We start from the raw sequence: 25022 nt of genomic DNA, 5'->3' as shown, positions 1-25022 counted from the left end.
CGAACTTGCCGGCGCCAGAGGCAAGCGCCGCCGTAGCCGCGGCAAGCGCGGCGGGCAAGGCCGTCGTCGTCGTGGGGCACGCGAGCGTCGCGAACGCGCGCGGCACGAGCGCGCTCGCCTCGGGCGCGAGCCTCGCGGTGGGCGACACGATCGAAACCAGCGCCGACGGCTACGTCTATGTCACGACCGTCGATCACGGCTTCATCAGCGTGCGGCCGAATTCGTCGCTGAGCATCGAGCGCTATGACTACGACGCGAGCGCGCCCGAGCGCACCGTCATCAAGCTCACGCTGCATCGCGGCGTGGTGCGCGAAATCTCCGGCAAGGGCGCGCAGGCCGCGCGCGACCACTACCGCATGAACACGCCGGTCGCGGCACTGGGCGTGCGCGGCACCGACTTCACCGTATTCACCAACGCAAACGTCACGAGCGCTTCCGTGCGCTCGGGCGGCATCGTCATGACGCCGCTTGGCGGCGCGTGCGCGTCGAGCGGCGCGGGCCCCTGCGAGGGCACGAACGCGGCGCAGCTTTTCGCGGACCTGAGCGACAAGGCCTTGCAAGTCACGCGCGGCAGCGCGCATCCCGTCGTGCTCGACACGCGCCTCACGCCGCTCACGACCGAAGGCGCGGGCCAGAAGGCCGAGGACAGCGCGGCGCGCGCGGCCGTGGCGGTGACGCACGTCGATCCGGGCGTCGTGCCCGTGGAGTTGACGTTGCCGCTCACGCCGGCGACCACGCCAACCGACTCATCGAGTTCGGCGCCTGCGACCTCGACGCCCGCGACGCCGCCCGCGACGACACCGACCTCGCCCAGCACCTCGATCACGCCGCCGGCGCAGACGACCGAAGCCCAGCAGATTTTCTGGGGCCGCTTCACGCCGCTTGCGAACCTGCCCGCCGACTCCTCGCTCGCGACGCTCGAGCAGGGTAAGGACTACATCGGCTATCTCAAGCCGTTCACGCTCGTGCGCAGCCCGCAAACCGACATGGTGCTGCCGCAGCAAGGCGTGCTCAATTTCACGCTGGACGCCGCCAATTCCGCGGCCTACCTGATCAACAACACGACGGGCGTCGCCACGGCCGCATCGCTCAGCAACGGCGCGCTCGCGGTCGACTTCGGCACGAACCGGTTCACCACGAGCCTGCAAGCGAGCGTGAACGGCAGCACCTACAAGGTTTCGTCGTACGGCGACGTGCTCAAGGGCGGCATCCTCAACTGGGACGTGGCCGCGCCCGCCGCCGTGATCGGCGCGCTCGCCGGCAAGAACGTCACGCAGGCGGGCTACATCTTCAATCAGAACCTGAGCAACAACCAGTCGCTGGCGGGAGCCACGTTGTGGTCGAGGTAGTTCGCCTTTCCCGACTCGACCGCCTGCGCCTCGCGATTTTCGGACTGACCCTTCTGGCGATTTGCCTGCTGGCGGCGCGCGTGGGCGCGCCGCCGCTCTATGAGCGGCTCGGCTACGCGCTCGACGACTGGCGGCAGACGCACACGCTGCTCGCCACGCCCGACACGCGCGTCGTGCTGGTCGACATCGACGAGCATTCGATCGAAGCGGTCGGCCCGTGGCCGTGGCCGCGCGCGCTCATTGCACAGCTCGTGCGCACGCTGTTCACGCAGTACGGCACGCGCCCGGTCGGTCTCGATATCCTGTTTCCCGAAGCGAGCCAGCCCGACGACGACGCGGCCCTGCTCGACGTCGCGCGCCACTACCCGCTCGTGTTCGCGCAAACCTTCAGCTTCGCGACCACCGATCACCCGCCGCGCGTGGGCCAGATCGGCGGCGCGCTGGCGGTGCGCGAGCCTGCCGGGCCGATGCCCGTTGCCAGTGGTTTCGTGGGCAACTTCTTTTCCGAGCCGGGTCTGTGTGTCGGCCACGTGAGTCCGCACACCGACCCCGACGGCGTCGTGCGCGACGTCGCGCCGCTGATCCGCTATGGCGACCACGTCTATCCGATGTTCGCGTGGCAGTTGCTCGCGTGCGGCAGCGGCGGCAAGCGCGCCGCCACCCCGCCCGACCCCGCCGCGCTGCCCGGCGTTGCGGACGGTCTCTTTCACGTGCCGTTTCGGCGCACCGCCGCCACCTACGATGTCGTGCCCGCCGTCGACGTGCTCGCGGGCAAGGCGCCCGCTTCGCTGCTGCGCGGCCGCTATGTGGTGGTGGGGTCGTCGGCGCTCGGCCTGAACGACCATATCGCCGCGCCCATCGACCCGTGGCTGCCCGCCATGGTGGTGCACGCCGAGTTGCTCGACGCCCTGCTCGACCTGACGGACGCGGCGCCCACCGCTTCGCACCTCGCGTTCGCGCGCTGGCTGCCGCTCGCCTGGGCCGTCGTCACGCTCGCGCTGCTCGCCGGGCTCTCGCGCCTGCGCCGCGCCGCGCTCACCTTGCCCGTTGCGGCCGCAACCACCGCGTTGTGGCTCGCGGCGCTGCTCTGGCTGCGCGAGCTGCCCGCCGACCAGATCGCGCTGCCGCTCGTCCCCGCCTTCGTGTTCGTCTTCGTGCAGGCGCCGCTCGAATGGATCGCCTCGCTCGTCGCGATGCGCGCATTCGAGCGCCGCTTCAGCCAGTATCTGCCGCAGTCGGTGCTGCGCCACATCATGCGCCGCGCCGACCAGAACGCGCTCAAGCCGCAGCGCCGCCAGATCACCGTGCTGTTCGCCGACATCGAGGGCTACACGATGCTGGCCGAGCAGATGCCGCCCGAGCAGCTCGTCGCGATGACCGAGGTCGTGCTCACGCGTCTCACGCAATGCGTGTACGACACCGAAGGCACGCTGGACAAGTACATGGGCGACGCCTTGATGGCGTTCTGGGGCGCGCCGCTCGAACAGCCCGATCACGCGCGCCGCGCGCTCGACTGCGCGCAGGCGATGCTGCGCGAAGTGGCCGCCATCAACCGCGAGGCGACGGCGCTGCCGCACGGGCGCGCGCTGCGCGTGCGCATCGGCGTGAACAGCGGCAGTGCGATGACCGGCGAACTGGGCTCGACCTCGCGCCAGTCCTATACGGTGATCGGCGATGCGGTGAACGTGGCCGCGCGCCTTCAGGAATACGCGCGCACGGCGAAGACCGACCTGCTCGTGGGCCAGGAAACGGCGCGCCTCGCCGCCGGCTATCCGCTGAAGATGGTCTCCGAAGTGACGCTGCGCGGTCGCGAAGCCCCCGAGCGGCTGTTCGTCCTCGACGAAGCCGAAGCGATGCTCGATGCCGTCTGCTGACCGGTTCCACCGTTTGCGTGTCCGGGCATTGCCGCCCGCCGTGCGCCTCGCCGCCGCGCTCGCGCTGGGCGGCGGCGCACTGCTGGCCGGTGCGCCGGGAGCCTTCGCGCAGCAGACCGACGCCGGGCCAGGCACCGGCCAGATCACGGCACCGGCACCGGCTCCACCCATCACCACGCCGATCGCCCCGCCCATTGCGCGGCCGGCCGCGCTGCCGCCGGTCGCGGCGGCGCCCGCGGACGCGACGCCACCCGATGCCGCGCAACCGGACGCCGGCATGCAGGACGTCATCAACGACGACCTGGAGGCGCAGGCCAATGCGGAAATGGCGGCGGGGCACGCCCAGCAGGCGCTCGAACTGCTCGACGAACTCGTTGCGCGCGATCCGCGCCGCGCGGGCGCGCTGCTCGAAGCCGCCCTGCTTCAATGCCAGCTCGGCGAGCGCGACCTGACGCGCCAGACGCTCGCGCGCATCGAATCGAGCTACAAGGTGCCGCCCGCCATCGAGAAGCTGATCCAGGTCTACAAGACCAACACCTGCGTGCCGAGCGCGCGCAAGCCGCAACTGATCGCGAGCGTGCGCGCGGGCGTGACGTCCAACGCGAATTTCGGCCCGTCGGACCCGAACGTCACGTTTGCCGACACCGCCCCCCTGCACGCCCTCATCCTGGCGCCCTCCAGTCTCGCGCACAGCGACCAGTTCCTCGAATCGTCGCTCCAGGGCGAGTTGCCGGTACGCTTCGTGCCCGGCCTCACGCTGTTCGCCGGGCTCACGCAGCGCCAGTACCGCGACCTGCACGACTATGACCAGCGCATTGCGAGCATCGGCGCGGCGCACCAGTACACGTTCGGCCACGGCACCATCGAGAACCAGGCCGCCGCCGACGTGTTCTGGCTCGGCTCCCGGCTCTACCAGAGCGACGTGTCCTGGCACACCGGCTACTGGACGCCGCCGGCGGCGTTCCGTAGCTCGCTCGCGCGCGCGGGCGTGGATTTCACGGCGACCTACACGAGCTACCCCGGCAATTCGCTCTACAACGGCGTGCGCTTCGAGCTGCGCGCGGCAATGCAGGCGCGCATCGGCGCGCGCACGACCGTGCAGCTATTCGCGGGACCGGTTTGGGAAGCGCCCTCGGGCAGCCGCCCCGGCGCGGCGCGCCACGGCTACACCGCGTGGCTCGCGCTCGACTACGACGTCGGCCGCTACGGGCAGTTCGAGGCCGTCCTCCAGCGCCGCACGCTGATCGACTCCACCGCCTACGACCCGGTATTTTTCGGCTCGACGATCCAGAACCAGACGATGCAGGCCGTCTCGCTGCAATACGCCTATCCGCTCACGCAGCACTGGTCGCTCTACACGCGCTTTCTCGCGCAGCGCATCTCCGACTCGATCGAGCCGTTTTCATACAGCGTGCGCGAAGGATCGGTGGGCGTCTCGTGGAAGTACTAGCGGCGGTGAGTGGCGGCTAACGCCGGTCACGGAATGTGGCAAAGGGCGCGGTGAATTGAAAACGCGTGTGCGCACCGCCGTAAAGCGATAAAATCGCGGACTGATTCAATGGAGCGAATAGCCATGACCCAACCCGTCACGTCGTCCACGCCGCAGGCAGCGCCCGCCGCGCAGGACGAATCGATCAGCTTCGAGGCCCACGGGTTCCTGAACCAGTCGTACGACTCGCTCGACGCGCTGCTGCACGGCCTCACGCATGGCGAAGCCGCGCTGCCCGCCGCCGAGCTTGCGGCCGCTTCGGCCGCCCCCGCCAGCGCGCCCGAAGTCACGATCGTCGGCCAGACCGACGCGGTGCTGCCCGCACACCTCTTCCTCTGATCCGCAACGTGTGCCGGACGCGCCGTTGCGGCGCGCCCGGCGTCATCCTCACGCGAGCAGTTGCGTGAGCGATTGCGCGTAAGTGCGCGCGATCGACTGCCAGTCCCCGTTCGCTTCCACCCAGCTGCGCGCCCGGCGCTTGAGCGCCTCGCGGTCGTCCGCCGCCAGCCCGAGCATGGTGCGAATGCCCAGCGCGAAATCTTCGCCCGTGGCCCGCACGTACTGCTGCCCGTCTTCGAAGCCGATGCCCCGCACGCCGAACTCCGTGCTCACCACGGGCACGCCGGCCGCCGCGTATTCGATCAGCTTGAGATTGGTGCCAGAACCCGACACGACCGGATTCAGGCCGATGTCGCACACGTCGAGCCAGGCCGCCTTTTCCGCGTCGCTGACCACGCCCGCGAAACCGACGTTCGCCGTGCGCTCCCACTGGCGCACTTCGCCGCACACCGAACCCAGCAGCAGGAAATGCACGTCGGGCATTTGCGCGGCGGCCTCGATCACGACGCGCGCGGCGTCGATGTTGGGACCGTGCGCGCTGCCCATGAAAAGCGCGAGCGGCTGATCCACGCCCAGCTCGCGGCGGCGGCGCGCCACGCGCTCCGCTTCGCGAAACGGCGTGTTGCCGACGTCGATGCCGTTGGCCACCACGATGCCCTGGCCGAAGCGCGGGTCGTCAGCATCGCCGTAAAGCGCCTGCAAGCGCGCGAGATCCTGCGGCGAGCACGCGCTCACGAGCGCGGCCTCGCGCACCGCGCGGCGCTCCAGTTCGAACACGCGGTCGATCGCCCACTGGTGCGTGCCGTAGATGTCGGCCTTGAGGTCGGCCTCCACGTTGTGCGCCTCGTAGACGAACGGGCCGGAAAACACTTCGCGCAGCGCGGGCAGCGTGTACGGGTGCGAGCACACCATCACGTCGCTGCGGCGCGCGAGCGCGTCGATCGCCTCGAGCCAGCGCGGCGCGCTCGCGGGATAGAGTGCCGCCGCGAGGTCTTCCACCGTCGCGCCGAGCATGTCCTGCATGTGCCACTCTTCGCGCTCCAGCGCCGGGGATTTCGGCACCAGCTCCTCGGTGAAGCCCGGCGCGAGCGTGCGCACGCTCGCCGCGTCGCGGCTGCCGGTGAGGTTGATGAAATGCACGTCGAACTGATCGGCGAGACGCGAATAGAGGCCGAAAAGGCGCAGCTTGCCGCCGCTCACCACGGGCGCGATCGGGTAGGTGTTGAGCACGCCGATCAGCGGCTTCGCGGGCTGCGTGACCACGGCGGGCGCAGCCGGGCGGCTGGTCGCCTCGGCGTTCGCGGCTTGCGCGGCGGCGAACCCCGGCGAATTACGCGGCGCGAGCACGAGCGCGTCGCATAGCGCGTTCCAGTCGAGCTGGCGTGCGCGCGCTTGCGCGAGGCGCCCCATTTCGGCGGCGGCGGCGCGGTCGTCGCACAGGCGGCGCATGGCGCGGCCGATGGCCGCCGCGCTGGTCGGCACGATGAGGCCGGTTTTGCCGTCTTCGAGCAGCTCGGTCGGGCCGCCCGAATCGGTCGTGGCGATCACGGGCTTCGCGCACAGCATCGCCTCGAGCGTGATGAGGCCGTAGTCCTCGTCGCGCGGCACGAACGGCACGCAGATCGCGCGTGCATATTCCTGCACGAGTTGCGCCTCGGGCACGCGGCCGAGGAAACGGATGCCCGGATGGTCGCCCGCGGCGGCGCGCAGGCGCGCCTCGTCCGGGCCGCCGCCCGCGATGTGCAGCGGCACGTCGGGGCCGAGTCCGCTCGCCTTGTAGCCTTCGATGATGAGATCGATGCGCTTGGCCGGATCGAGCCGGCTCGCGCTGAAGATGGTTTCCTGCGGCCCGTCGCCCAGGCCCTTCAGACCCGTGGGATGGTGGTGAACCGCCACTTTCACGTTCTTCGGGAAATAGCCGTCGCGCGCGGCCACCACGTCGGAAATCGCGGCGTAGTGGGCGATCTTGTCGGTACGCATCGCCACCGCGTCGAGCAGGCGGATCACGGCGCGCGACACGGGGCCGGGGAACGCCCAGCACGGCGAGGCGGGGTCGCGGCGGAACGCGGCGTCGAGCGCGTCGATCAGCTCGTCGAACTCGACATCATTCGCGCGATAGTTCACGAGCGCTTCGACGATGCGCGGCGGCATGCCGAGCGCGCGCAGCGCTTCGGGATCGACCTTCGTCGGCATGTCCGGCGGGTAGCAGTCGTACAGCCCGCGCAGCGTGTGCTGGAGATAGACCACGTGATTCGGATGGCGGATCGCCCAGGCCGGATACTTGGTGCTGATCACCATGTCGAAGTGGCTCAGGTCCAGCTCCGAAAAGCGGCGGTAGCTCGCCAGCAGCTCGCCCATGTTGCGCTCGGGGCTCGGCAGCTTGAGCAGTTCGGCGAGCACGCCTGGGCGCGCGTTGAGCGCCTCCACGAGGCCCCACCAGAGATTTTCCGCGCCGCCGATCACGAACGGGACCGGGCTGGGCGCAACGACACAGATTTTCATGGCTGATCAATCGTATGAACGGGTCAGCGTCTCGACGACGCGATCCCATGTGATGCCTGCGCTCGCATAGGCGTCGCGGGCGCGGCGGCCCGCGTCGGCGCTCTTGCGTGCGTTGGCGGCAATCCAGTCGAAGCGCGCGGCCAGCGCCTGCGCGTCGGGCGCTTCCACCCAGCCCGTGTCGTCGTGGCGCACAAATTCGAGCGGGCCGCCCGAGTCGGTGCAGGTGACCACGGGCTTGCCCGAGAGCATCGCTTCGAGCGTGATGTAGCCGTAGTCCTCGTCGAAGGCCGGGAACACCACGGCCTGCGCGCGCGCGTAAAACGCGCGCTTCTCGGCTTCGCTGATATGGCCGATCAGCGCGACGCGATCGCCCACGCCATGACGCTCGATCAACTGCGCAAGCGCGCCGCGCTGGCCGCCGTCGCCGGCGAGCACGATCTTCAGCGACGAGCGCATGTGGCGCGCGGCTTCGATCACGAGGTGCTGACGCTTGAGCGTTTCGAGCCGGCTCGGGAAGAACACATAGTCGAGCGCGTCTTCGCAGTAGAACTGCTCGGCCTGGGTGGGTGGATGATAAAGCGGCTTCGCGCCCACGTCGTTGAATTCGCGCAGGCGCTCGGCCACGCGCCGCGAGTTGGCGAACACCGCCTTCGCCGCGCGCAGCACGCGGTTGTCGAAGGCGATCACGCGCTCGCGCAGGTCCGCAAGCTCGGGCGTGGCCTGGGCGGCGTCGTACAGCTCGTACACCGCGCGATGCTGATGCATGACCCACACGCGATGATCGGGGTGCGCCACGCCATAGCCCGGAAACTGGAGGCTCACGACCTGATCGATCGTCACGCCGTTGGGCTGGATCAGGTCGATTTCGCTCGCGTGCGTCATGGCGCGCACGATGTCCGCTTCGGGCGAAAAGCGAAACGGCAGGCGCAGCAGCTCGACTTCGTGCCCCGCCGCCTGGAGCGCGTTCACCACGCCCGCGATGTGATAGTTCGCGCCGCCATGCATGAACGGCACGAGATTGGCCGTAACGAGGATCTTCACGCGTCGGCCTCTTGCGGTGCGCCCTTCGTGCCGGTCACGGCGTAGTCCTGCGGGCCGCACAGATGGCCGTTCACGCGCTCGGTGAGCGGATCGTCGCCGGGCACCTTGGCCTCGTGCGGATACGGGCTGCTACGGATGATGTCGATGTCGCCGAAGCCGTGATGCTTGAGCAGGAAGGAGATGGCCGTGGGCGTGACCGGATTGCGGTGCGTGAAGTCGTGATAGAAGGTGTGGCTGCCCACCAGCACGTTTTCCGGGTTCGGCGTTTCGAACAGCACCGAGCCGCCCTCGGCCAGCACGCGGTGGCATTCCTGCACCACGGCGTAGAGATAGTCGAACGGCAGGTGCTCGATGATATGAAAGCCCGTCACGGCGCCCACCGACCCCGTGGGCAAGCTGCGCAGGAACGTGAGCGCATCCACGCAGCGCGCGTTCAGGCCGTCCTTCAGGCACGAGTCGGTCATCACGCGGTTGGCGTCCACGCCGATCGCCGACTTGCCGCGATCGCGCACGAACGAGAGCCATTCGCCGCGCCCGCAGCCCACATCGACCACGTCGTGCTTCAGGCCCTCGCGCGACACCACGCGCTGGCCGACCCACGAATCGTAGATCGAAAGCTTCTTGAGGATTTCCTCGCGCGAGCCGCGGTTGGCGTCCTCGAACGCGAGGTAATACTCGTCGATGACCTCGGGCGGCACCGGCGGCACGGGTGTCACGAGCGCTTGCAGTTCGTCGATGCGCTGGCCGTGCCCCGCGAGTGCCGCGTCGTGCTGCTGCAAACGGCGTTCGAGGTGGCGCGCGTGCTGCTCGAGATATTTCGCGTGCCGGTAGAGCGTCGGGCCGACCTGCACGAGCTCCGCGCTCGTCGCGCGCGCGTCCATGCGGCGCGTGAGCGCGGCGCCCAGCGCGCCGAGGCCGAGCTTGCCGAGCCCGATCTGCACGAGCGCGGCGGCCACGCCCTGCTTCACGCGGCCAAGCGGCACGCCGGCGCGCCGTCCTTCGGCCGACAGCCGCAGCTTGCCGGTAATGGCGAGACGGCTGCCGCCGGCGGCAAGCTGCTTGCGGTAGTTGGCGCGGCCGGAATCGTCGGCTTCGCGGTGCAGCACGCGGCGATACACGCTGTCGATGAATTCGTCGTCGGTCCCGATCATGAACGGATCGTCGCCGAGGCTGACGGGCGCGGGCGCGTGAGCGCCGTGCGCAGGCGCCTGCGTATTCGCATGGGGCGAGCCGCCCGGCTGCGCCGCTTCGGCGCGTTGCGCGTGCACCGCCGCTTCGGCTTTGACGCGCGCGATCAGATCGTTGAGTACGGCACTAGTCATAGAATTTCTTCAACTGGATTCAGTGAGGCCGGCACGGCGGCATGCTGTTCGAAGTCGACCGGAACATAGCAAAGCCCCGAGAACTGCGTGTGGAGAAAACCGGCGATCTCGAAGCTCGCGGCGTTGTCCCACCAGTGCTGGCAGTCGTGCACATGCGTTTCGTCGGAATGAATGGCGACGGTCAAGGTGTATTTGCCGGGCGCGAAATTCAGCGGCAGCGTGAAGCGGCACACCGCACGCGTGCCGCTCGTGAAACGCACCGGCGCTTCGAGCAGCGCGGTGTTGGTGCCGAATACGTCCTGGCCAAAACGGTCGCGCAGAAGGATACCCACGGTGAGCGACGCATCCTGGTCCGATTCGCACTCCACGTCGATCGTGACCGGCTCGCCCGAGGCGAAGCGCGTGCCCGCGCCGAAACGGTTGGCCATCGAAACGCTCGCGATGCGCGTGCGCAGCGCGCCGTAATCGCCCTCGTGCAGCGCGGACTCGCGCTGTGAGTCGGCTTCCACGCCCGCGATATGGCGATAATAGTTCTGCGCGGCCTGGTCGGGCTCGCCGTCGTAGTCGATGCGGCCGTGCGCGAGCAGCAGCGCGCGGTCGCACAGCAGCTTCACCGAGTTGATGTCGTGCGAGACGTAGAGGATCGAGCCGCCACGGTCGCGGAATTCCTTGATGCGCTTGAGGCACTTCTGCTGAAAGCGCGCGTCGCCCACGGCGAGCGCCTCGTCCACGATGAAGCACACCGGGTCGGCATGGATCGCCACAGCGAAGCCCAGACGCATCACCATGCCCGAGGAATAGGTGCGCACGGGCGCGTCAATGAAGTCGCCGAGTTCCGAGAACGCGACGATCGAGTCGAAGCGCTCCGCGATCTCCTCGCCCGTCATGCCGATAAGGCGCGCATTGACGGCAATGTTCTGGCGGCCCGTGAGCTTGCCGTCGAAGCCCGTGCCCAGCTCCAGCAGGCCGGTGATGCGGCCGTTGCGCTCGATCGTGCCCGCGTCGGGCGTGAGCACGCCGCTCACGAGCTTGAGCAGCGTGGACTTGCCCGCGCCGTTCTGGCCGAGCACGCCGATCGCCTCGCCTTGCCGCAACTCGAACGAAATATCGTCGAGCGCTTTGTGCACGCGATGGCGCTGACGCTTGAACAGGCCCTCCACGAGCCGGTCCGAGGTGCGCTTGTAGATGCGGAACTGCTTCGAGACATGCTCGACTTTCAGCACCGGCGCGCCTTGTGCGATCTCGGTGGTCATAGCGTGTCCCTCATTTCGGATTCGAGGCGCGCGAGCATCCAGCGCGCGATGGCGAGCATGACGAGCGCCGCGCCGCACAGCGCGACGAGCTCCTTGATCTGCGGCCACTGCCCCCAGACCACGACGCCGTGCACCGAGTCCACGGCCCAGAAGATCGGGCTCAGGTGCATGGCGCGCGCCGCCCACGGCGGCAGGATGCTCGCGAGATAGACGACCGGCGTGAGCCAGAAGCCGAACTGCAACACGATGCCGAGCACGTTGCGGATATCGGGCAGAAACACGTTGAGCGTGGCGAGCACGATGCCCACGCCGTAGGCGAAGCCGCTCAGCAGCAAGGCGATGAGCGGCAGCGTCAACCACGACGCGCCGATGGGATGCCCGACGATCAGCAGGAACACGGTGAAGAACGCCATCGTGATCGCGTAGACCACCCACTCGGCCACGACCACGTGAAGCGGCATGGTCCAGAGATCGACGGAGATCTTGCGGATCAGATGCGACTTCTCGCCGTAGACCGGCGTCACGCGGCTCAGGATATTGGCGAACATGTTCCACATGAGCATGCCGCCGATCAGGTACACGGTGTAGAGATACGGATCGGTGTCCGCGCCGAGGCGCGCACGCATGAAGCGCGAGAACACCGTGCTGAACAGCACGATGAACGCGAGCGGTTGAAGCACCAGCCATGCCGCGCCGAGCGCGTTCTCGCGGTGCCGGTCCACGAGGTCCTGGCGCGAGAGCAGCCAGATGTGGACGAGACGGGTCCTGAAATCGTTCATGTCTTGGTTCGGATGCGCGGTGGCGACGGCGCCACCGCATGCGGTTTCAGCGCAGTTTCAGTTCACCACCTTGCGGTAGACGGCCAGCGTCTCGGTTGCCGTGCGCGACCAGCTGAACCGGCGCGCGCGCTCGGCGCCTGCGGCGCCCAGGCGCGCGCAGAGCGCGTCGTCGTCGATCAGCTCGCGCATCGCTTCGGTAAATCCTTCCACGTCGGCGGGCTCGCAAAAGAGCGCGGCCGGACCGGCCACTTCGCGCAGCGCGGGCGCCGTCGAGCACAGCGCCGGCACGCCCGAGGCCATCGCCTCCAGCACCGGCAGGCCGAAGCCCTCGTAGATCGACGGATAGACAATGGCGCGCGCCCCCGCCGTCAAGGCGGGAATGTCGTCGTCGCTCACGTAGCCGAGCTTGCGCACGGTGCCGTCGGCGAGCGAGGCCGAGAGCGCCGCGTGCAGCGAGTCGGTGAGCCAGCCTTCCACGCCGATCAGCGCGAGCGGCATCGTGCGGCGCACCGCCTGCGGCAGGCGCAGGTGCGCGGCAAGCGCCGTCTGGAGATTCTTGCGCGGCTCGAGCGTGCCGACCGCGGCGAAATAGCCGCCGTGCGTGAGGTCGTAGCGCGCGAGCACGTCGGCGGTCTCGGCGCGCGTATGCGGACGGAAACGCTCCGTCACGCCGTTGTAGACCACGTCGATCCGGCTTTCATCGACGGGAAAGCACGCCATGAGCTCCTGCTTCACGAACTCCGAGACGACGATCACGCGGTCGGCGTGACGCAGCGCGCGCGGAAAATTCGCGCGCAGATGTGCGAGCCGGTGCGCGGGATGGCACTCCGGGTGACGCACCCACGACACATCGTGCACCGTGGTCACGGTCGGCCCGCGAAAACGGAACGGAATGAAATTCGGATCGTGATAGACCTGCGGCGTGCGCTGGCGGCGCAGCCCCGAGTCGAAGCGGTACTGCTCGACATGCGGCATGAAGCGGTAAACGCCGGGCACGTAGGCGCGCGCAAAGCGCTTGACCGCACCCGCGAACGACGTGCGCACCGAGGCGCCGGCGAGCGGCGCGCCGGATGCGGCCGATGCGGCCGTGCTTTGGGCCTGGGCCTGCCCGCCCGCGATCGTCGAGGACCAGTGCGTGCCGTAGAAAAGCCGCAGGCTGTGCCCGCGTTCCACGAACTCGCGAGCCAGATGCGAAGCGTATTGCCCGATCCCCGTAAGCGGTGTTAGCAGTGCTCGCCCGCCCATCGCGATCTCGAGCGGCGCGTCCGCCGTGAATGTTTCGCTCATACCTGAATTTTCTGATTTTGTCTGTGCGCCAAGGCTGCGCCAGTATCGGGCGAGATTAGGCCGTTTGATGTGACGGCCATCACATTCGACGGCCAGGCGATCACTCAGAATGGGCGCCGTCATCACGGGGACGACACCGCCTGAGAGACCAGTTGCACCACAGGGCGGGCAATTTTAGGGCTGAATCGCGGGCGGGGGGCCGTGCGCGATATCGGTAACGGAAAGATGGATAAAAAGATCAAGCTACCGACGAACGAGATCGTCCAGGCACTGCTCGGTTACCGCAAGGTATTCCGCACAGTCGGTGTCTTCAGCATGCTCATCAACCTGCTCATGCTGGTGCCGTCGCTCTACATGTTGCAGGTCTACGACCGGGTGCTGCCAAGCCGAAACGGCATCACGCTGCTCATGCTGACGCTCATGATGATCGGCATGTTCGCACTCATGAGCGCACTCGAATACGTGCGCAGCTTTGTCGTGATCCGCGTGGGCGGCAAGATCGACATGCACCTGAACGCGCGCGTCTACACCGCGGCGTTCGAAACCAATCTCAAGCAAAAGGGCGTGGCGGCAAGCCAGCCGCTCAACGACCTCACGACGATCCGCCAGTTCGTGACCGGCAACGGCCTCTTCGCGTTCTTCGACGCGCCGTGGTTCCCGGTCTATCTGATCGTCATCTTCATCTTCAACGTGTGGCTCGGCCTGTTCGCGCTGTGCGGCTCGGCGCTGCTCGTCGCACTCGCGATCGTGAACGAGCGCATGACGAAGCGCCCGCTCGCCGAAGCCCAGCAGATGTCGCTGCGCTCCACGGCGCTCGCCACCAGCAACCTGCGCAACGCCGAAGTGATCGAGGCGATGGGCATGCTGCCGACGCTGATGTCGCGCTGGTCGAAGCTGAACACCGGCTTCCTTCTTCAGCAGGCCGAAGCAAGCGAGAAAGCGGCGCTGATCGGCAACGTGACGAAGTTCGTGCGTATTTCGCTCCAGTCGCTCGTGCTCGGCGTGGGCGCGCTGCTCGCCATCGACGGCAAGGTCTCGCCCGGCATGATGATCGCGGGCTCGATCCTGATGGGCCGCGCGCTCAGCCCGCTCGAACTGGTGATTGGCGTGTGGCGTCAGTGGAGCGGCGTGAAAAGCGCCTACGACCGCCTGGTCGACCTGCTCGACGAGAATCCCGCGCGCCGTATCGGCATGAGCCTGCCCGCGCCGGAAGGACGCGTGAACTTCGAAGGCGTCACCGCCGCGCCGCCCGGCACGCGCGTACCGGTGCTGCAAGGCCTGACGTTCTCGATCGATGCGGGCGACATCGTCGGCATCATCGGACCCAGCGCCTCGGGCAAGTCGACGCTCGCGCGCCTCATGGTGGGCGTGTGGCCGGCCCTCGTCGGCACCGTGCGCCTGGACGGCGCAGACATCTACCAGTGGGACAAGGATCAGCTCGGCCCGCATATCGGCTACCTTCCGCAGGACATCGAACTGTTCGGCGGCTCGATCGCGGAGAACATCGCGCGCTTCGGCCAGATAGACGCGGAAAAGATCGTCGAAGCGGCGCGGCTCGCGGGCGTCCACGACATGATCCTGCGCTTGCCCAATGGCTACGACACGCTCGTGGGCGACCGCGGCGCCGGCCTCTCCGGCGGCCAGAAGCAGCGCATCGGCCTCGCCCGCGCGCTGTATGGCAGCCCCTCGCTGATCGTGCTCGACGAACCGAACTCCAACCTCGACGAAGTCGGCGAGGCCGCGCTCAAGCACGCGATCGACAACCTGCGCGCCGCCGGCCGCACCGTCGTGCTGATCACGCACCGCACCAACATCATCGCGGCGACGACCAAGCTCATGCTGCTCGTGGAAGGGCAACTGCGCCTCTTCGGCCCGACGGCGCACGTGCTCGCTGCGATCCAGCAGCCGCAGGCGGCCGCGCAGGCAGCGGCGGCGCAAGCGGCACAAGCGGCCCAGGCCGCACAAGCCGCGCAAACCGCGCAAACCGCCCAGCAGCAGGCCAAGCCCGCGGGCAACGCCTCCATCGACAAGGACGCCGAAGTCCCGGCCTGATCCGCAGAGTCATTCCATGTTCAATTCCGCAAACAAGAAAGCCGCGGCGCCCGCGCTCGAGGTGCTCGGCACCGCGCTGCCGCCCACGCTCAATACCGACGAAACCCGCTACGTCAAGATTGGCTGGACCATCGTGCTCGTAGGCATCTGCGGCTCGCTGCTGTGGGCCACGTTCGCGCCGCTCAGCAAGGGCGTGCCGGTGGAAGGCACCGTGGTGGTCACGGGCAACCGCAAGGAAATCCAGCACCCCACCGGCGGCATCATCAGCGAGATCCTCGTGCAGGACGGCGACCAGGTGAAGGCCGGCCAGGTGCTCGTGAAGATGAACGACGTGCAGGTGCGCGCACAGGCCGACTCGGTACGCGCGCAATACCTGAGCGAGCTGGCCGTGCGCAGCCGCCTCACCGCCGAGGCCACGGGCGCGAAGACCATCACGTTCGCACCGGAGCTGCTCGAAGCCGCGAAGAACCACAACCAGCAGGTCGTCGACGACATGCAGTTGCAAACGCAACTGCTGCAAAGCCGCCGCCTCGCGCTGCAATCGGCGACCGCCGCGCTGCGCGAAACCGCGGCGGGCTACAGCGCCCAGCTCGCGGCGAACGGCCAGAGCCGCACCTACAAGCTCGCCGAGCAAAAAGCGCTGACGAGCCAGCTCGACGGCATGCGCAAGCTCGCGGACGAAGGCTATGCGCCGCGCACGCGCTTGCAGGATCTCGAACGCGACAGCGCGCGCCTCGACGGCGAAATCTCCGGCCAGGTCGGCGCAAGCGGACAACTGGCGAGCCAGATCGCCGAAACGCGCCTGCGCATGCTCCAGCAGCAGGACGACTACATGAAGGAAGTCCGCACGCAGCTGACCGACATCCAGCGCGACTCCGAAGCGCTGCGCAGCAAGCTCGACGCGAGCGACTTCGAACTCGCGAACGCCGAAGTGCGCTCGCCCGTGGACGGCACGGTGGTAGGCGTGAACGTGTTCACCAACGGCGGCGTGGTGGCGGCCGGCGCGAAGCTCATGGAAGTGGTGCCGAGCGGCGAGCCGCTCGAAGCCGAAGGCGAGCTGCCCGTGAACCTCGTCGACAAGGTCAAGCAAGGCTTGCCCGTGGAGATGATGTTCACCGCGTTCAACCAGAACAGCACCCCGCGCATTCCCGGCAAGCTCACGTTCATCTCGGCCGACCGCCTCGTGAACGATCACACCGGACAACCCTACTACCGCGTACGCGCCAAGGTGACGCCCGAAGGCATGAAGATGCTCGGCCACCTGGACGTGCGGCCCGGCATGCCCGTTGAGGTGTTCATCAACGCGGGCCAGCGCTCGCTGATGAGCTACCTGCTCAAACCGGTCATCGATCGCGCCCATTCGGCACTTTCGGAGGACTGACGTGCGCGACCAGGCAATCAAGACGCGGGCCGCGGCCCGCAGGGAACGTGCGCGCGCCACGCAGGCAAACGGCGCCCGCCCGACGCTCGCGCGCCTCGGCGTGGCCGTCGCGCTCGCGCTCGGCGCGATGCAGGCGGCGCACGCGATCGGCATCGTCGACGCCTACCAGGCGGCGCTCGAACACGACCCCGAGTTCGCAGGCGCGATGGCGGACAAACGCGCCGGCGACGCCAACGTGGCGATCGGCCGCTCGTACCTGCTGCCCAACCTGTCGGCTTCGTATGGGACCTATCGCGACTGGACCAACACGACCTACCTCGGGGAGACCAGCGGCCCCCCGTCGTCGTACAACGTGTACCACGCGTATTCGGCCAGCGTGCAGGTGCGCCAGCCGATCATCAACCTCGAAGGCATCGCGCGCTATCGCTACGGCAAAGCCGCCGCGCTCGCCAGCGACGCCGTGTTCATGGGCAAGAGCGAAGACCTGCTGGTGCGCGTGCTGAGCGCGTACACGGACACGCTGTTCGCGCTCGATCAGGTGGCGCTCGCGACCGCACAGCAAAAGACCTTCGAGGCGCAGCTCGCCAGCAACGAGGCACAGTTCAAGAACGGCCAGGGCACGCGCACGGATATTCTCGAAACGAACTCGAAGCTCGAAATCTCGCGTGCCGACCTCGCCGACGCCCAGGACAACCTGGACAACAGCGCGCACGCGCTCGAAGCCATCACGGGGCTGAGCGCGACGCTCGACGTGGCGGGCCTCGACCGGTTGAGCGAGCATTTCGAGCCGACGCTGCCCTCGCCCGCCGGTTTCGACCAGTGGCGTGACATCGCGCTCGACAGCAACTCCGACCTGATCGCCCAGCGCCACTCGGTCGAAGCCGCGCGCCAGCAGATGCAGGTTGCGCGCGCGGGCTACTACCCGCACGTCGACCTCGTGGCGAGCATCGGCAAGAACCAGTCGAACTCGCTCGACACGATCGGCCAGCGCTATTTCACGAAGCAGGCGGGTATCGAAATCACGATTCCGCTCTACTCGGGCGGCATGGTCAAGGCGAGCACCGAACAGGCAAGCGCGAACTACGATCACGCCCAGGACGACTTGCGCGACAAGACGAACAAGGTGCTGCTCGAACTGCGCAAGCAGTACAACCTGTGCAACAGCAGCATGACGCGTATCCAGGCGCTGGAAAAAGCGGTGGAATCCGCCACGCTCCAGATCACCGCGACGCGCAAGAGCGTGGACGCGGGCGTGCGTACCAACGTCGACGTCCTGACCGCCACGCAGCAGCTCTACCAGTCCAAGCGCGACCTGGCGAGAGCCCGCTACCAGTACATGATCGCAAGCCTGCAACTCAAGCGCGCAGCCGGCATCCTGAACGAGCAGGACCTGTACGTGCTCGCGGACTGGTTCCGCCCGGACGGCGCGGGCGCGCTCTCGAAAGCGAACCCGGCGCATATGCCGACGATCGTCAGCGTGAAGTGATCTAGCGCGGCAAAGGCGCCTCGCGAGCCGCCAGGCTCACCCACGCGCCGCTCCCGCCGACCGCACGACCGGAGCCCTCGGCTCCATCGCAATCCCCTGCAAACGCCCTGTTTGCAGGGGATTTTCTTTTGGCTGGCGCAGACCGCCAAAACCTGCCCCATAGCCGCCCGATTCTTCAAATTGTGCTCTACCGCACAGCCGCACTGATCTGGTTACGATAAATTTCCCACCAATGCGCATATCCGCGTAGTCCTTATCATGGCGCCGCGAGCGCCCACCACATGCAAGCAACGACAACTATGACGATCGGGTCACGCGCCAAGAGAAAGCCGGCACGCAGCAGAAAGCCGGGCTCCGAAATGCTGGTCGCCGAATGGACGATCGAGCAGGCTCATACGCCGGATCATGTCAGTGTCTCGCTCGTCATGCGGTCGAACAGCGAGGACGAGGAAGCGCGCTGCATTACCCGGCGCTTCCTGCTGCCAAGCGGGAGCGCGGCGGAGCTGATCGAGGACCTGAAGGCAGCGCTGGAGGGTTGCGCCGCGATCGCGAGCCTGGGCGGTGGCGCTGCCGCGCGTGACAACGCCGATGGTTTTGGCGGCTATGCGGCGTTTCAAGGCGAGGCCGAAGACACCGATCCGATGTCGAATCATTTCGCATTGGGCGCGTACGGGCTCGTGGGCAACTGATCTCCCCGGGCGCGCAACATCGCGCCCGCGCAACGCGGGCACACCGCAGCAAATACCCCTCTTTTGAGTTCACGCGGCGCCCCGGAGCGGGCGCAAGCGCACGCCGCCTACGACCTGCCGTAGCGGGCCTAGGCGACGCAGGCCGCGCCGCCTCTTACGGCCATTCCCCCCACCCCATCCGACGATATGCAGACGCCACGCTTGCCGCTTACGCGCGCGCAAACGTTTTGCATACCTGATCAGTTCAAAGGGAAAAGGCGCCGGGCATAAGCCCGACGCAAAAGCTCCTCCGCCGTTGTGCTCGAGGCCAGTGCGGAAGAGCCGAGAGAAGCGCGCGCGGCCCGGCACGTCGCGTGGCTGCGTGCCCCGGGCTCAATGGATGGCGCATGGAAAAGCAGCGCCGAGCCATGCTCGGCGCTGAACTCCCGGATGAACTAAAAAGTACAGGGGCCGGGAGGTGTTGACACGCATGATTATCATGGCGTCCTTAATTCAGCGCTGTGATTTATCTCACAATTGCCGGTTCACGGACTGGCTTTTTTTGAGCACTGGCATGTGCTTGCAGGGCTTCGCATCGAGGCGCTGAAGCCTCGATCGGGCTCAGTGCGATACCGCCGCGGGCAGCGCGTTCTTCAGCGCGCGAGCGTAAGCGGCGCGCGCTGTCGTTGCGATGGCCAGTTGTGCTTGCAGGCGCTGGATTTCGGCGTCGGCCGCCTGCACGTTCGTGAGTTGCTGCTTCGCGGCCTCGCTCAAGGCGGTGAGATCGTAAGCGATGTCGTCGATGATGATCGTGCTCATTTCCGGATACTCAAAACGATGGGTGCTGATTTGAAAAAACCCCGCCCCTCTTGCGAGGGAGCGGGGTTTGAGGCACTACGGTACGACTGGAGTGCTACTCAGACTTAGGCAGGGGAGCCAGCGTTGAGGTGTGCGCTCAGCGTGTGACCGCTGAAGCCCACGCTCGACACCGTCGACGTACCCGTGATTTCGACCACAACGTCGTTCGCGCCGAGCGCTGCGTGAGCAGCTGCCGCGTTCGTGTTGTTGACCGCTTCCACCACGTACGTGTTGCCAGCGTACTGGAACGTCGACACGAGACCCGTGTTGGCGTTCAGTTCGAGCACACCGTTGACCAGCGAAACGTGCGACGAGCCGTTCGCCTGGTAGTCCGTCACGAGCGCCTGCTTGATCGCCAGATCGAGAGCCTGCGACAGCGACGTAGCCGAAGCGACGTTCACCTGTGCAGCGGTAGCCGAGTTGCCAGCCAGACCTTCGTACGTCGTAGCGTTGTTGAACGCCAGGTTCACAGTCGCGTCAGCGTTGTTCACGTTGATCAGCGTTTGCGCGAAGCTGCCGCTCGACGCTGCACCCGTCACATCGCCCTGCACCGACAGGTTGGCCGTGCCACCGAAGTAGTTCGTTGCCGAACCAAGGTTCACGGTCGAGCTGCCGCCGAGCCACACGCTATCCGTGGCGGTGCCGAACAGGTTCAGCGTATCGCCATGACCAAGCGCCGTGGTCGCGACATTGCTGCCGTTGACCGTGCCGCCGAGGTACACGTTGTCGAAGTGACCGCCGTTGAGCGTGATCGTGTCGCCTGCACCGGCCGCCTGGATGACGTGATTCGTCGACACGGCCGACTGCGTCGTGAGCGAGATCGCGTCAGCTGCGCCGCTTGCGGTGATCGACACTGCACCGATTGCCGCGGCAGTCGCCGAACCAACGGTGATCGTATCCGCCGCGCCGGTTGCCTTGATCACGTCGCCAGCGACGGAACCCAGGATCGTCAGGCCGTCTTGCGAAGCCGTCAGGGCCAGCGTGCCAACGAGGTGGCTTGCGTCGAACGACTTGAGCGCCGTGTCGGTCAGCGTGGCGATCGACAGCGAGCCGGCGCCGTCGACGGTGATGCTTGCCACGGTGTTGGTCGCGTCGGTCAGCGTCGTGATGACGTCAGCACCGCTCGTGTGGATCGCGAGGGCGTTGTCGCCGCTCACGGTCAGGCTCTTGATCGTTTCGGCCGAGTCGAACTGGATCGACAGGCTGTCCGAACCCGAGGTACCGAGTTGCGTCGTCGAAACTGCGACGTTCGACAGATCGGCGTTCACTTCGAGCACGGCCGATGCGGCCAGGTTCGAGAGCGAAACCGAGGTTGCCGCTACGTCAACCGACGTCGTGTTCAGCACTGCACGCGCAAAGCCGGTTTCGTCGTACGACAGCGTCTTGGCGCCGACCGTTGCCACGTCCAGCACGTTGGTTTCGGAGGTGACAGTGTTGGCCAGCACGATCGTGTTGCCAGCAGCCGTCGTACCGAAGCCAGCGACGCCCGTCACGCCGACCAGTTCGGTCACCGACGTGTCATTCAAGGCATTGCCTTCTGCCGAAACAACGTACGTATTGCCGCCTGCGACAAACGCGAGCACCGTAGCCGAACCAAGCGCCCAGGCACCCGAAGCGATCGCTTGCGCTGCTGCGATCAGATCCGTTGCGCTGAACTCGTTGATGTTGTGCGTACCGGCGCCGCTGAAGGTCACGATGCCATTGGAGATCGTGTATGCCAGGCCAGCGACCGACGCGTTCTGCAATGCGGCGTTAGCCACGACGTTGACAGCGCTACCCGACGAAACGATGGCCAGGCGGTCGGTCGTCTTCGCGCTCGAGGTGATCTCGAAGCCCTTCACGCCACCGGTCGAACCATTGAACGTTGCGACGGTGTTTTCGCCGACAACCAGCGTGTCCACTGCCGAAGCCGATGCCGTGAGGTCCACGGTTTCCGAACCTGCGCCGTAAGCGGCGCCGGTCCAGTTGCCACCGTCGCCGATGGTGATGACGCCGCCACCCGTGCCCGTGGTGATCACGTCGCTGTGACCCGAATCCGCGCCACCAGCAACGGTCAGCAGACCAGCGCCGCCCGTGACGGTCGAGCCCGTCGACGAGAGTTCCACGCCGCTCAGGTTGACTGCACCCGTAGCTGCCGAAGCGTCGACCTTCGTCACACCGGTCGCGGACGCGCCGAGGTTGTCGGTCTTCAGCGTCAGGGCGATGTTAGCGTCGCCGTTCAGGACGATGCTCGTCGCGCCCGTGTCGCCGATCGTCACGGTGTTCAGGCTCTTCGCAGCGCCTTCGCTCGTGATGTTCAGCGTTTCGATGCCGGTCGTCGCAACGGTGGTCGTCACGCCGTTCGAACCTGCTGCGCCGTCCACGCCAACCGTCAGGGACAGAGCGTCCTTGGAACCGGTCGAGTTAGCCAGCAGGTAGTTGACGATCGCGCCGTTGCCTTGCGAAGCCGTGACGTCAAGCGTCGTGCCCGCAGCAACCTTCGTGAATGCCACGTCGCCCGTCGTCTGGCCGACTTGCAGAGCCGTGAAGCCCGAAGCGTCGTAGCTTGCGTCTGCCGGCGTGCCGGTGACAGCCGCGACAGGCGCGGTCGGGGTCGCGACGGTCGGCGGCAGGTCGCCGCTGCCAGCCAGAATCACCGGGGTGCTGATCGAGAACGCGGTGCCGTTTGCCGGACCCGTCACCGTGACCACGCCGTTCGAAACGCCAACGCTGAACCCTTGGATACCTTGGCTCAGAATCGCCGATGCGACAGCAGAAGCAAGCGCTGCGGCGGTTTCACCCGTCGAGATGGCCGGCGAGATGTTGTATACGTTCGCCCCGACGGTGATCGTGAAATAGACGTCTTCGCTGACGTTGCCATCAGTGTTGTAGGTTACCTGGTCAAACGTAATCGTCGAGACCTGAGCAACACCCGTCACAGTCGGCGTGCCAGCCACATAGACCGAGCCAGTGTGGTTGTCCGACTTGGCGCTCTCACCCAGAGCCAGCGTCGTGAAGCCCGAGATGTGCGAGTTGCTGCCCAGCGCCGTATCGGTCGTTTGAGCTGCGTAGTTCGCCACCAGCGTGTTGTTGCCAGCGCCACCCGAGATCGTGCTGTACGTCGTTTCGTCAGCGTGGAGCAGGCTGTTCGAATCGATCGTGACGACGTCATTGCCTGCGCCGCCCTTGAAGCTCGTCAGGGTCGGGTCGACTTCGACAGTCACGCCACCCGTTGCCGCGCTCGCGTCGATCGATGCGAGGCTCGTTGCGCCGTCAACCGACAGGTTCAGAGCGGCGGTGTTGTTCAGCGTAACCGTGGTCAGGTTCGCGCCTGCATCGACGGTGAGGTTGACCGCAGCCGTCGTGTTGACCGTGACGCTCGTTGCCGTGTCGAGTTGCAGGTCGACGCGGCCCGATGCAACACCGTTGTCAGCCAGGGTAACCGCGCCAGCCGTCGTGTCGATGATCGTGTCGACGCCGAACACCGGTGCGTCGCCGCCGATCGTCAGCGAGAGGTCGTGACCCTTCGTGGTGTTGTCGATGGTGTATTCGTAGCCCGAAATACCATTGAGCACCGTCAGCGACGTGAGCGCATCCGACGTGATCGTGGAATTGCCTTCGACGTGGTCCAGCGTGACGTTCGAGAGCGTGCTAACGCCCTTCGTCAGTTGGGTCTGGATGTCGGTGATGGTCGCGCTTTCGCCGCCCGTGATCGAGACCGACGTTGCGCCGTTGGTCGTGACGCTCGTGTCGCCCGTGCCGTAGACGTTCGAGGCGCCAGCAGCCGACGTGCCTGCCTTCGATTCGTTGACGATCGTGACGTTGCCCGAAGCGTAGTCGCTGGCGTTCTTGAGCGCGCCCGTGACCGAGTCGATGACTGCCGTCACGTTGCCGACGTCGATGTCGCCGTCGGTTGCCGTCGTCGTAATCGCCACGGTCGTGCCGCCAACAACGGTGAAGTTGTCGACGTTGTAGCCGACATACGTGTCGGTGATCGACACTGCGCCCGTCGTCGGGGTCGCTTCCGAGCCAACCGTAACATTGCCGCCAGTCGTGTTGACCGTGACATTGTCGCCGCCAGCAACGTTGACAGCCGAGTTGTTCGTGTACTGGCCGCCGGTCTCGACAGCCGACTGCGTAACCGAAACGTCGCCCTTCGTGCTTGCGCCTGCGTTGTCGTTGCCGACGATAACGAGGCCGCCAGCCGAGCTGACCGTCACGTCCGAACCGCCAAACACGCCGACGAAGCCCGCCGTCGTATCCGTCACCGTGACGCTGCCGGTCGGTTGCGCACCTGCCGTGCCGCTCGACGAGCCGACGCGCACGCCGCCTGCGTTGGTCGTGACGTTGACGTCCGTGCCGCCTTCAACGGCGACGAAGCCGTTGTTGGTGTTGACGATGCCGTCGTATGCAGCCGAAGCCGTGTTGTTGATGGTGACGGCGCCGCTCGGGGTCGCCACAACCGTGCCTGCAACATTGCCGACGTGCACTGCACCGCCTGCTGCGTTGACGGTCACGTCCGTGCCGCCATAAACGTTCACGCGGCTGACGTTGCTGGTTTCCGTCACGGTAACCGTGCCGGTCGCGTTTTCGCCAGCGAGGAGCTTGCCTGCTGCGTCCACAGCGATGCCGCCGATGGTCACGTTGCCTGCGTTCGTCGTCACCGAGACGTTCGCGCCACCCAGGACGCTTACGTTCGACTGGTAACCCGACGTCACGCCCGTGAGGTAGTCTTTTGCGTATGCCTTGGCTTCGTTGACGTTCACCGTCACATTGCCGGTCGGTGCGTAGACCGTGTTGGCTGCGACACCGCCGATATTGACGCCACCGGCGTCCACTGCGTTACCGCCAACGGTGCTGACCGACACGTCAGTGCCGCCGAACACGTTGACCGTGGTGCCCGAACCCGTTGCATTGACCGAGACTGCGCCGGTCGGCTCCGACGGCGAAACGGCAGTGCCGTTGACGCCAACGTTCACCGTGCTGTTCTGGCCTGCGTCGTTGACGGTAACCGTCGTGCCGCCAAACACGTTGACCGTGCCGGTATTCGCTGCGGTCACATTGACCGCGCCAGTCGGATTGACGTTGGCGATGGTCGTGTTGCCGACATCGACGTTGCCAGCCGCGGTGTTCACCGTAACGTTGTTGCCGCCTGCGACAACGACGCCTGCGTCCAAGCCACCATCCTGCGTGCTCAGGTGCGTAACGTTGATGTTCGTCGTCGCGGCTGCCTTGACGTTGTCTTCGCCGTTACCCGCCGACTTGACGGTCAGGTTCGTCACGCCCGAGATATTCGACGTGTCGAACGATGCCGTACCGCCAGCGTTGCCGGCCGTTTGCAGAACAACGTTCTGGATGTTCGA

Annotated in this window: 16 protein-coding genes; 8 read left to right on the top strand and 8 right to left on the bottom strand. The window is 66.8% G+C overall.

What is annotated here, in order from left to right:
* Window positions 1–5 precede the first annotated feature (5 nt).
* The 4 genes from C7401_RS16245 to C7401_RS16230 all read left to right on the top strand — a co-directional run bounded on the left by C7401_RS16245 (window position 6) and on the right by C7401_RS16230 (window position 5051).
* A complete protein-coding gene (locus tag C7401_RS16245) occupies window positions 6–1349 on the top strand; it encodes a FecR family protein (RefSeq protein WP_258397098.1) in 1344 nt (447 codons plus the stop codon).
* Window positions 1337–3223, top strand: coding sequence for a CHASE2 domain-containing protein (locus C7401_RS16240; protein WP_112172432.1), 1887 nt, complete (start codon window positions 1337–1339; stop codon window positions 3221–3223). The genes C7401_RS16245 and C7401_RS16240 overlap by 13 nt, the downstream gene beginning before the upstream one ends.
* A complete protein-coding gene (locus tag C7401_RS16235) occupies window positions 3210–4673 on the top strand; it encodes a tetratricopeptide repeat protein (RefSeq protein WP_146757932.1) in 1464 nt (487 codons plus the stop codon). The genes C7401_RS16240 and C7401_RS16235 overlap by 14 nt, the downstream gene beginning before the upstream one ends.
* Window positions 4674–4796: 123 nt before the next feature.
* Window positions 4797–5051 (top strand): hypothetical protein, encoded by a 255-nt coding sequence (locus C7401_RS16230; protein ID WP_112172430.1) that lies wholly within the window; start codon window positions 4797–4799, stop codon window positions 5049–5051.
* Window positions 5052–5099: 48 nt separating this feature from the next.
* Here the strand turns inward: C7401_RS16230 and C7401_RS16225 are convergent, their stop codons facing one another.
* Genes C7401_RS16225 through C7401_RS16200 form a run of 6 tightly spaced genes read right to left on the bottom strand, consistent with a single transcriptional unit; the run spans window position 5100 to window position 13235 of the window.
* Window positions 5100–7553, bottom strand: a complete 2454-nt coding sequence (locus tag C7401_RS16225) for a glycosyltransferase family 4 protein (protein WP_112172429.1) — start codon at window positions 7551–7553, stop codon at window positions 5100–5102.
* Window positions 7554–7559: 6 nt separating this feature from the next.
* Window positions 7560–8594, bottom strand: a complete 1035-nt coding sequence (locus tag C7401_RS16220) for a glycosyltransferase family 4 protein (RefSeq protein ID WP_112172428.1) — start codon at window positions 8592–8594, stop codon at window positions 7560–7562.
* Complete coding sequence (locus C7401_RS16215; protein WP_112172427.1) at window positions 8591–9916, bottom strand: methyltransferase domain-containing protein; 1326 nt, start codon at window positions 9914–9916, stop codon at window positions 8591–8593. The genes C7401_RS16220 and C7401_RS16215 overlap by 4 nt, the downstream gene beginning before the upstream one ends.
* Window positions 9913–11169 (bottom strand): ABC transporter ATP-binding protein, encoded by a 1257-nt coding sequence (locus tag C7401_RS16210; protein WP_112172426.1) that lies wholly within the window; start codon window positions 11167–11169, stop codon window positions 9913–9915. Before C7401_RS16210 ends, C7401_RS16215 begins: the two co-directional genes overlap by 4 nt.
* Complete coding sequence (locus tag C7401_RS16205; protein ID WP_112172425.1) at window positions 11166–11948, bottom strand: ABC transporter permease; 783 nt, start codon at window positions 11946–11948, stop codon at window positions 11166–11168. The genes C7401_RS16210 and C7401_RS16205 overlap by 4 nt, the downstream gene beginning before the upstream one ends.
* Window positions 11949–12005: 57 nt before the next feature.
* Complete coding sequence (locus C7401_RS16200) at window positions 12006–13235, bottom strand: glycosyltransferase family 4 protein (protein ID WP_112172424.1); 1230 nt, start codon at window positions 13233–13235, stop codon at window positions 12006–12008.
* A gap of 225 nt (window positions 13236–13460) precedes the next feature.
* Between C7401_RS16200 and C7401_RS16195 the strand changes: the two genes are divergently transcribed.
* From C7401_RS16195 to C7401_RS16180, 4 genes are all read left to right on the top strand, one after another.
* Window positions 13461–15287 carry a type I secretion system permease/ATPase gene (locus C7401_RS16195; RefSeq protein ID WP_112172423.1) on the top strand — a complete coding sequence of 609 codons (1827 nt, stop codon included), beginning with the start codon at window positions 13461–13463 and terminating at the stop codon, window positions 15285–15287.
* 16 nt (window positions 15288–15303) lie between these two features.
* Window positions 15304–16668, top strand: coding sequence for an HlyD family type I secretion periplasmic adaptor subunit (locus C7401_RS16190; RefSeq protein ID WP_112172422.1), 1365 nt, complete (start codon window positions 15304–15306; stop codon window positions 16666–16668).
* Window position 16669: 1 nt separating this feature from the next.
* Entirely contained in the window at window positions 16670–18154 is a 1485-nt protein-coding gene (locus tag C7401_RS16185; RefSeq protein WP_258397097.1) for a TolC family outer membrane protein, read from the top strand.
* Between the two features lie 359 nt (window positions 18155–18513).
* Window positions 18514–18843, top strand: a complete 330-nt coding sequence (locus C7401_RS16180) for a hypothetical protein (RefSeq protein ID WP_112172421.1) — start codon at window positions 18514–18516, stop codon at window positions 18841–18843.
* A 600-nt stretch (window positions 18844–19443) separates the two neighbouring features.
* Here the strand turns inward: C7401_RS16180 and C7401_RS16175 are convergent.
* Window positions 19444–19641 carry a DUF6447 family protein gene (locus tag C7401_RS16175; RefSeq protein ID WP_112172420.1) on the bottom strand — a complete coding sequence of 66 codons (198 nt, stop codon included), beginning with the start codon at window positions 19639–19641 and terminating at the stop codon, window positions 19444–19446.
* A gap of 104 nt (window positions 19642–19745) precedes the next feature.
* Window positions 19746–25022, bottom strand: a 5277-nt coding sequence (locus C7401_RS44985; RefSeq protein ID WP_181565590.1) for a beta strand repeat-containing protein, incomplete at its 5' end; no start/stop codon positions are given.

The sequence above is a fragment of the Paraburkholderia unamae genome, from assembly GCF_003268775.1.
GTDB lineage: Bacteria > Pseudomonadota > Gammaproteobacteria > Burkholderiales > Burkholderiaceae > Paraburkholderia > Paraburkholderia unamae.
This window is presented reverse-complemented; position numbering and strand designations above follow the sequence as displayed.